This is a genomic window from Aquiflexum gelatinilyticum, from assembly GCF_024813435.1.
Taxonomy (GTDB): domain Bacteria; phylum Bacteroidota; class Bacteroidia; order Cytophagales; family Cyclobacteriaceae; genus Cognataquiflexum; species Cognataquiflexum gelatinilyticum.
Map to the genome: position 1 here is coordinate 188,485 of NZ_JANAEZ010000010.1, position 6,468 is coordinate 194,952.

The 6,468-nt window shown below is 40.9% G+C and carries 7 protein-coding genes; 4 read left to right on the plus strand and 3 right to left on the minus strand.

Annotation, left to right across the window (positions count from 1 at the left end; translation table 11 throughout):
• The first annotated feature begins 191 nt into the window (after positions 1-191).
• Positions 192-947 carry an LOG family protein gene (locus NK987_RS18985; RefSeq protein WP_259265140.1) on the plus strand — a complete coding sequence of 252 codons (756 nt, stop codon included), beginning with the start codon at positions 192-194 and terminating at the stop codon, positions 945-947.
• A gap of 63 nt (positions 948-1,010) precedes the next feature.
• Positions 1,011-1,337 carry a DMT family transporter gene (locus tag NK987_RS18990; protein ID WP_259265141.1) on the plus strand — a complete coding sequence of 109 codons (327 nt, stop codon included), beginning with the start codon at positions 1,011-1,013 and terminating at the stop codon, positions 1,335-1,337.
• A gap of 76 nt (positions 1,338-1,413) precedes the next feature.
• Here NK987_RS18990 and NK987_RS18995 read toward each other — a convergent pair whose 3' ends face one another.
• From NK987_RS18995 to NK987_RS19005, 3 genes are all read right to left on the minus strand, one after another.
• On the minus strand, positions 1,414-2,454 hold the full coding sequence (locus NK987_RS18995; RefSeq protein ID WP_259265142.1) for a zinc-binding alcohol dehydrogenase family protein: 1,041 nt from the start codon (positions 2,452-2,454) through the stop codon (positions 1,414-1,416).
• 166 nt (positions 2,455-2,620) lie between these two features.
• Positions 2,621-4,543: an alpha/beta hydrolase gene (locus NK987_RS19000; protein ID WP_259265143.1), complete on the minus strand. Its 1,923-nt coding sequence runs from the start codon at positions 4,541-4,543 to the stop codon at positions 2,621-2,623.
• Between the two features lie 371 nt (positions 4,544-4,914).
• A complete protein-coding gene (locus NK987_RS19005; RefSeq protein WP_259265144.1) occupies positions 4,915-5,214 on the minus strand; it encodes a hypothetical protein in 300 nt (99 codons plus the stop codon).
• 264 nt (positions 5,215-5,478) lie between these two features.
• On the opposite strand from NK987_RS19005, the gene NK987_RS19010 reads away from it, so the two are divergent.
• Positions 5,479-5,847 (plus strand): hypothetical protein, encoded by a 369-nt coding sequence (locus NK987_RS19010; RefSeq protein WP_259265145.1) that lies wholly within the window; start codon positions 5,479-5,481, stop codon positions 5,845-5,847.
• A 64-nt stretch (positions 5,848-5,911) separates the two neighbouring features.
• Positions 5,912-6,241 (plus strand): hypothetical protein, encoded by a 330-nt coding sequence (locus NK987_RS19015; protein ID WP_259265146.1) that lies wholly within the window; start codon positions 5,912-5,914, stop codon positions 6,239-6,241.
• Positions 6,242-6,468: the final 227 nt, after the last annotated feature.

Below are 6,468 nucleotides of genomic sequence, written 5' to 3' on the forward strand. Positions count from 1 at the left end.
AACATTCATCATACTTTCGACTAAAACCAGAGTCAGCTACTTTTAATTGAACCATCGGCTAAAAGAGGCGGCAATAAAACCAAAAGCCTGCTTCCAAAATAAAATCTATAAACAGCCCACCGGAAGACTTATACCAACCTAACCTTGAGAATTGCCTTGTCAATTTTTACATTTATAAATAAGTTTGCCCCATGATAAAAGATGATGTAAGAGGATTTTCCCCATTGGTCAATCCGGAAGAGGAGGAGTTTTACGCAGGTCCACAGACGAGATGGAAGGATTTCAAATTTGTCATCAAAGTCATGATGGAATTTATCAGGGGATTCAGGATGCTTCACTTTGTAGGTCCCTGTGTGACCGTATTTGGTTCGGCAAGATTCGAAGAAAACGATAAGTTCTATAAACTCGCAGTCAAAGTGGGAGAAAGAGTCAGCAAATTGGGTTTTACTGTCATGACAGGCGGAGGTCCCGGCATCATGGAAGCCGCCAATAGGGGTGCAAAAAATGTCGGAGGCAAATCCATCGGCTGCAATATCATCCTGCCCTTTGAGCAGCGGCCAAACCCTTACCTCGACAAGTGGATGGACTTCAATTTCTTTTTTGTGAGAAAAGTGCTGCTATCCAAATATAGCTTCGCCTTTGTGGTCATGCCGGGTGGTTTCGGGACTTTGGATGAATTTTTCGAAGCATTGACCCTGATACAGACCAAAGTCATGCGCAGGTTTCCGGTCGTGCTGATGTGCAGTGATTTTCACCATGACCTGTGTGCGTATGTCAAGCATCTTGCAGAATATGGCACGATCAATAAAGAGGATGTAGAATTGTTTTTATTGACTGATTCTGTGGAAGAAATGGAAGAACATATCCGCAAATATGCCATCGATGCCTATGGGCTAAAAAGAAAAGGTGTCATCAAGCCTGCTGCTATTTTGGGGGAGAAAGGGTAATTAGGCCTCAAAAATAATTTTCCTGCCTTTGTATTGATCACTTTTGCACAAAAACAAACACAGATGAGTTGGATCATATTAATCATTGCAGGATTATTCGAGGTAGCATTTGCTTTCTGTTTGGGAAAAGCCAAAGGCACCTCAGGAAATGAAATGTATTTATGGTATGGTGGTTTTGTTATCGCGTTGGGTATCAGCATGGGACTTTTGATCAAGGCCACTCAAACGCTGCCAATCGGTACAGCATATGCAGTTTGGACGGGAATTGGCGCAGTGGGGACAGTTCTCATTGGGATCTTTGTTTTCAAAGAACCCGCTACTTTTCTGCGGATATTTTTTCTGATTACTTTGATCGGGTCCATCGTAGGACTGAAGGCAGTCGCCCATTGATGCAATCCGGAGGAATGACCGGATTTAAGCCGATCCAAAAAGGTCCGGGCCAATACCTGACAGGCCGTATTTTCTTTTATTTCAATTCCACCATCGCTTTGATCACGCCATTCTTTGGATCCAGAAAAGACTCAAATTTTTTGGGAAGGTCCTGAAAGAAAACCCGATGGCTGACCCATGGTCCTGTGTCCAGAATTCCTTTTTCTACCAGGCTAATGATTTCGTCAAAATCCTTTCCTAGTGAATTTCTACTTGCCATCAAGGTGATTTCTTTCTTATGAAACAGCGGGTCAAAAAATGTAAAATCACCTTGGTATAGCCCGATGAATACGATTTTGCCACCAAAAGCCACATAATCAAAGGTGTTTTTCATAGATTGGGAATGGCCTGTAGCATCCAAGACCACTGTCGGTAAGTCACCGTCAAAGATTTTTCTGATATCCGCCAAGACTTGTTCTGATTTGGCATTGATCAGTCCCTCGACATTCAGGTGGTTTTTGGAGAAGTCAAGCCGTTCTTGGTTGAGGTCCATTGCTGCTATTTTTGCCTTTTTTATTTTGGCAAATTGGATGGTAGCAAGGCCTATCGGCCCGGCACCGATCACCAATACTTTATCATCCTCCCTGACATCCGCCCGCTTGATGGCATGGAATCCGATGCTCAAAGTCTCGATCAGTGCCAGCTGTTCATAGCTGAGTTTGTCGGATGGATGGAGGTATCTGGCAGGCAAAACAATGAATTCCCGCATCCCACCATCTTCATGAACGCCAAACACGGAAAGGTTTTCTCCACAGTTGGTTTTGCCTGCTCGGACGGCTTGGTCGGGATTGGCGTTGAAATAGGGTTCTACCGCACACCTGTCCCCGATTTTCAAATCAGTGACACCTGATCCAATTTCCAAAACTTCGACACCGAGTTCATGACCCAAAATCCTTGGATAAGTGAAAAACGGCTGCCTGCCACGGAAAGCATGAAGATCTGTACCACAGATCCCAATCCTGTGTACTTTCAAAAGTACCTCGTCGGGCTTGAGTTCAGTAACCAAGGTTGTCCGTATTTTCTCCAGATGACTCGGTTCTTTCAGTATGATGGCATTTATTTCTATTTGTTTTTTCATGGTGGACTGCTGGGGATTTTTAGAGTTGCTAATTAGATTCCAAAATGCTACTTATCCATTAGCGTTTAGGTTGATCTTTTGATTCAACCCGTTAGGGGTTGGATATTTTTAGATCATTCATTTTTCTAAAAACATCCGACTCCAAAGGAGTCGAACTTTTCCTCCTCTATTCCTGAAAAAGCAACGGAGCAAAAGTATACAGGTCGTTTCTCCAAACCGGCCATGTATGTCCACCGGGATAATCACGATAGGTGTATTTGATGCCCATTTCATCAAATTTTGACATCATCACTTTACAGTTTTCATAAGCAATATCTTCCTTGCCACCCATGGAAATCCAAAATTGCTTGAGGTTGCCATTGATCTTGTCCACATTGGATTTCATAAAGGCATATTGACCGTCAGCAATTTCTGTCTGCCTTGCCTGAATCCATCCTGAACTGAATACCCCGAGGTAAGCAAACATATCGGTATTCTGAACTCCTGCATACAAGGTCTGAATGCCTCCCATGGAAAGACCTGCCAAAGCACGGTTTTGAGCACCTGTCGAGGCCCTATAGTTTTTTTCCACAAAAGGAATAATACTTTCTTTCAATTCCCTTTCAAACATTTTCAGCCCATTTTCATTAAACGCTGCAATCGGCATATTACCATCCGGCATCACCACCAACATCGGTTTGGCTTTCTTTTCAGCGATCAAGTTATCCAAGATCAAATCTGTTTTTCCCTGTGAGGCCCAACCCCTTTCGTCCTCGCCACCGCCATGCAAAATGTACAGCACCGGGAATTTTTCATTTGTTTGGGTGTCGTATCCGGGAGGAGTGTAAAGGTAAAACTGTCTCCATTGACGTAAGACATTGGAAAAATACCTCACCTTTCTGACTTCCCCATGTGGTACATCTTTCAGGGCGTAGTAGCCATCTCCTTTAAATGGAACTTCAATCCCACTTGCTTTTCTACCCATTCCGTAAAAAGTCTCACTTGCAGGATCTGCAACCGCCACCCCATCGATGATCAGGGAATAGTAATGAAAACCTTCTCCCAAGGGTTCGGTAATCACTTCCCAGATGCCTTCATCACCTTTGACCATGTCATATTTTTTACCAAGGTCGAGTTGGACAAGCTTGGCTTCGGGGGCTTTGGTCCTAAAGAGGGCTCGGCTATCAGGAAGGATTTGGGGAAATTTTGCATTCCGTACATTGGTGGATGCAGGCGTGCCCAAAAGGCTGTAATTGTTAAAAACAGACTGGTCTACCGGCTTGAACAAAAGCTTCGAAAACATGTACAATCCATTTTTCCACACTTTGAAATCATGAACTCCCGGCTCGATATAATAAATGTGTGGGACCTCATTCCTAACCAAATACTCATGTGTCCGCTCACTGAAGCGGAGCAGGTTGTCCGCATCGCCACAGGAAATGAACAGCAATTTCAGTTTGTCTTTGGCGGCCTGAGGATCGGGGACGAGAACAGCCGGTTCTTTGGTATTAGGTGCGGAAGAAAACCCACCCACCCAAGCAAATTTGTCAAGATTGCCAAGGCCGAAATTAAGGGATTGTCCACCTCCCATGGACAATCCTGCAATGGCGCGGTTTTCCCGGTCTTTGAGGACAGGATATTTTTTTTCTATAAAAGGTATGAGGTCTGTCAATAAGTCTTTCTCAAAAGTGGAAAAAGCTTCCACCTTATCAGGAGCCATGATATTTCCGACTGCACGGTCGTCCTTCATCGCACGTCCGTTAGGCATGACTACTATCATGGGTTCAAGCTTGCCATCTGCATACATGTTGTCCAGGATAACCTGCGGCTTTCCATGAGTAAGCCATTCTTTTTCATCTCCACCGATACCATGGAGCAGGTACAGCACAGGGTATTTTTTGTTTTTGGAATAGGAGGGAGGGGTATAGATGATCGCCCTTCTTGTATTGCCTACTGTCTTGGAGAGATAGCTGATGGTATCGATTTTTCCTTTGGGAATCTCATTCCTGACGACATCAAAGCCTTGTGGTGCTTGTTTTTCAAGTTCTTGGGCCATTCCATTTCCAAAAATGAAAATCAAGGACAAAATGAAATACAGGATTTTTTTCATGGTTATTCTAATTTTGGGTTAGTTAATCGGTTGTTTTTTTGTGCCAAAATTGACTTTTTTTAAAAAGCCAAAAGGAATTGTAATCCTTTAATCAATTTGGAATCAAATTCCTGAATATCAAGGGCTAAAATGGAGCTTTCCATTCCCGTTTAATATTTATTTAAATTTAAATCAGAAGGAGGGAATTAAAAATTCACCCAATCTAAATAGCAAGAACCGCAGATAATTAGAGAAAAAAATACCGATCATGCGAAGATTTAATTTTTCAAACCAAAGGGTTGAACTTTGATAAACAGCTTCCATTCCCCGAAAAGGGATTGGTTTGATTATTTTAATTTATTGACAATTGGATTTTGGAAGAATAAAAAAGCCTAGCCCAAAGCCACATCCAAAATCATCATCACAGTAAAGCCCAACATAAATCCACGACCTGCACCGGCGCTATCCTTTGGATCGATTTTGAAGGAAAGGATTTTGGTACCGGGTTCTGTTGGAGAATTTACTCCAAGCTTATATTTGAATTCTGATTTATTTCCGGTTGAGCCATACCTAAAGTGGATAGAAGTCGAGTCTGAAAAATCCTCCTTAAATGAACTGTGATACTTTTCTGTTTGGGAAGTGGCAATGAAAGGAATTAAAAATAATATCGCTGATAAGATTTGTTGTTTCATAATGGCTTCCTGATTGCGGTATATCCAAATCTACAAATAAAATGTAAGAGGTGTTTTGGGTTTAGCTACAGCTAGGTGTAGAATGTATCTGCACCTTTTTATTTAGTAGAATTTGTAATTCAAATAGCCAAGAATTACCTTTCTTATGAGCGTTTTGCAGAATAGTCGAATTACCTACACCAAATCCCGCCTCAAATGCTAAACTTCACCCCGTGAGGTTAGTAACTGGAGCTAACTTCGGAAGACCGTTCATAATTTAGATTTATGGAGAAACTGAGATATCTAAATATTAAAGTCAAGTATATTTTGATTTTAGCATTTTTGTCATTGTCTATTTATGTACTTGCTGTTTATCCCTTTATTAAGGACAGGGCGAAATTAGAACAATATGCTCGTCAAGAATTCAACTATAGATTCAAAGGCACCTATAGAGATTCTTTTTTAGGACCTTTCTTCAGTTTTGAAGATGACAATGGTGTTGAATTTTCTTGGTTTTTAAGTGAAGGTTGCGATACGACATTTATCTATATCTATGTACCAAAACAGTTATTTACAGAAGTGGAAATGTCTGGATTTGACAAAGAGTGCGAAAAAAATGATAATTCTCTAACCCACCACCAATCGCTAAACTAAACCTAGTGTGTGGTTGGATTTTCTATGTTCTTAAATTACGGAAGGAAATACATAATTTGAATTTATGGAGAAGCAAAAATATCTGAAAAGTAAAGCCAAGTATATTTTGATTTTGCTGCCATTTTTGATTTATATACTTGCTGCTTATCCCTTTATTAATGACAGGGCTAAGTTGGAGAAACTTGCAAACGAAGAGTTCGGCTATATTTATAAAGGATCTTACAAAAAGACATTTTCGGGTCCTTATTTGGATTACGAAGATGAGAATGGGGCCCGATTTTACTGGTTTTCTAAAGATGGTTGTGATACTATTTTTGCGAAAATATATGTATCGAGACAAATATTTACAGAGCCTATTAGTTCTGAATTTCACAAGAAGTGTGATGATGATTAAAACCAAGGTTGGGCGTAAATTGGAGATAGTACTTGGCTCCGGTAGGTGAAGATTGTTCCGATATCTCCTTCTGGGTGAAGTTTGGGGTTTTCGCTAGGCGTAGTTTGTAACTACACTTTCTTATGAAATGATCCCGATATTCTTATGGATTAAACAATAGAAGGAATATAAGATTTTTCATATTTTCTATTATCCCTGATTAGAGCAAAAATCCTGTTAATGATTTT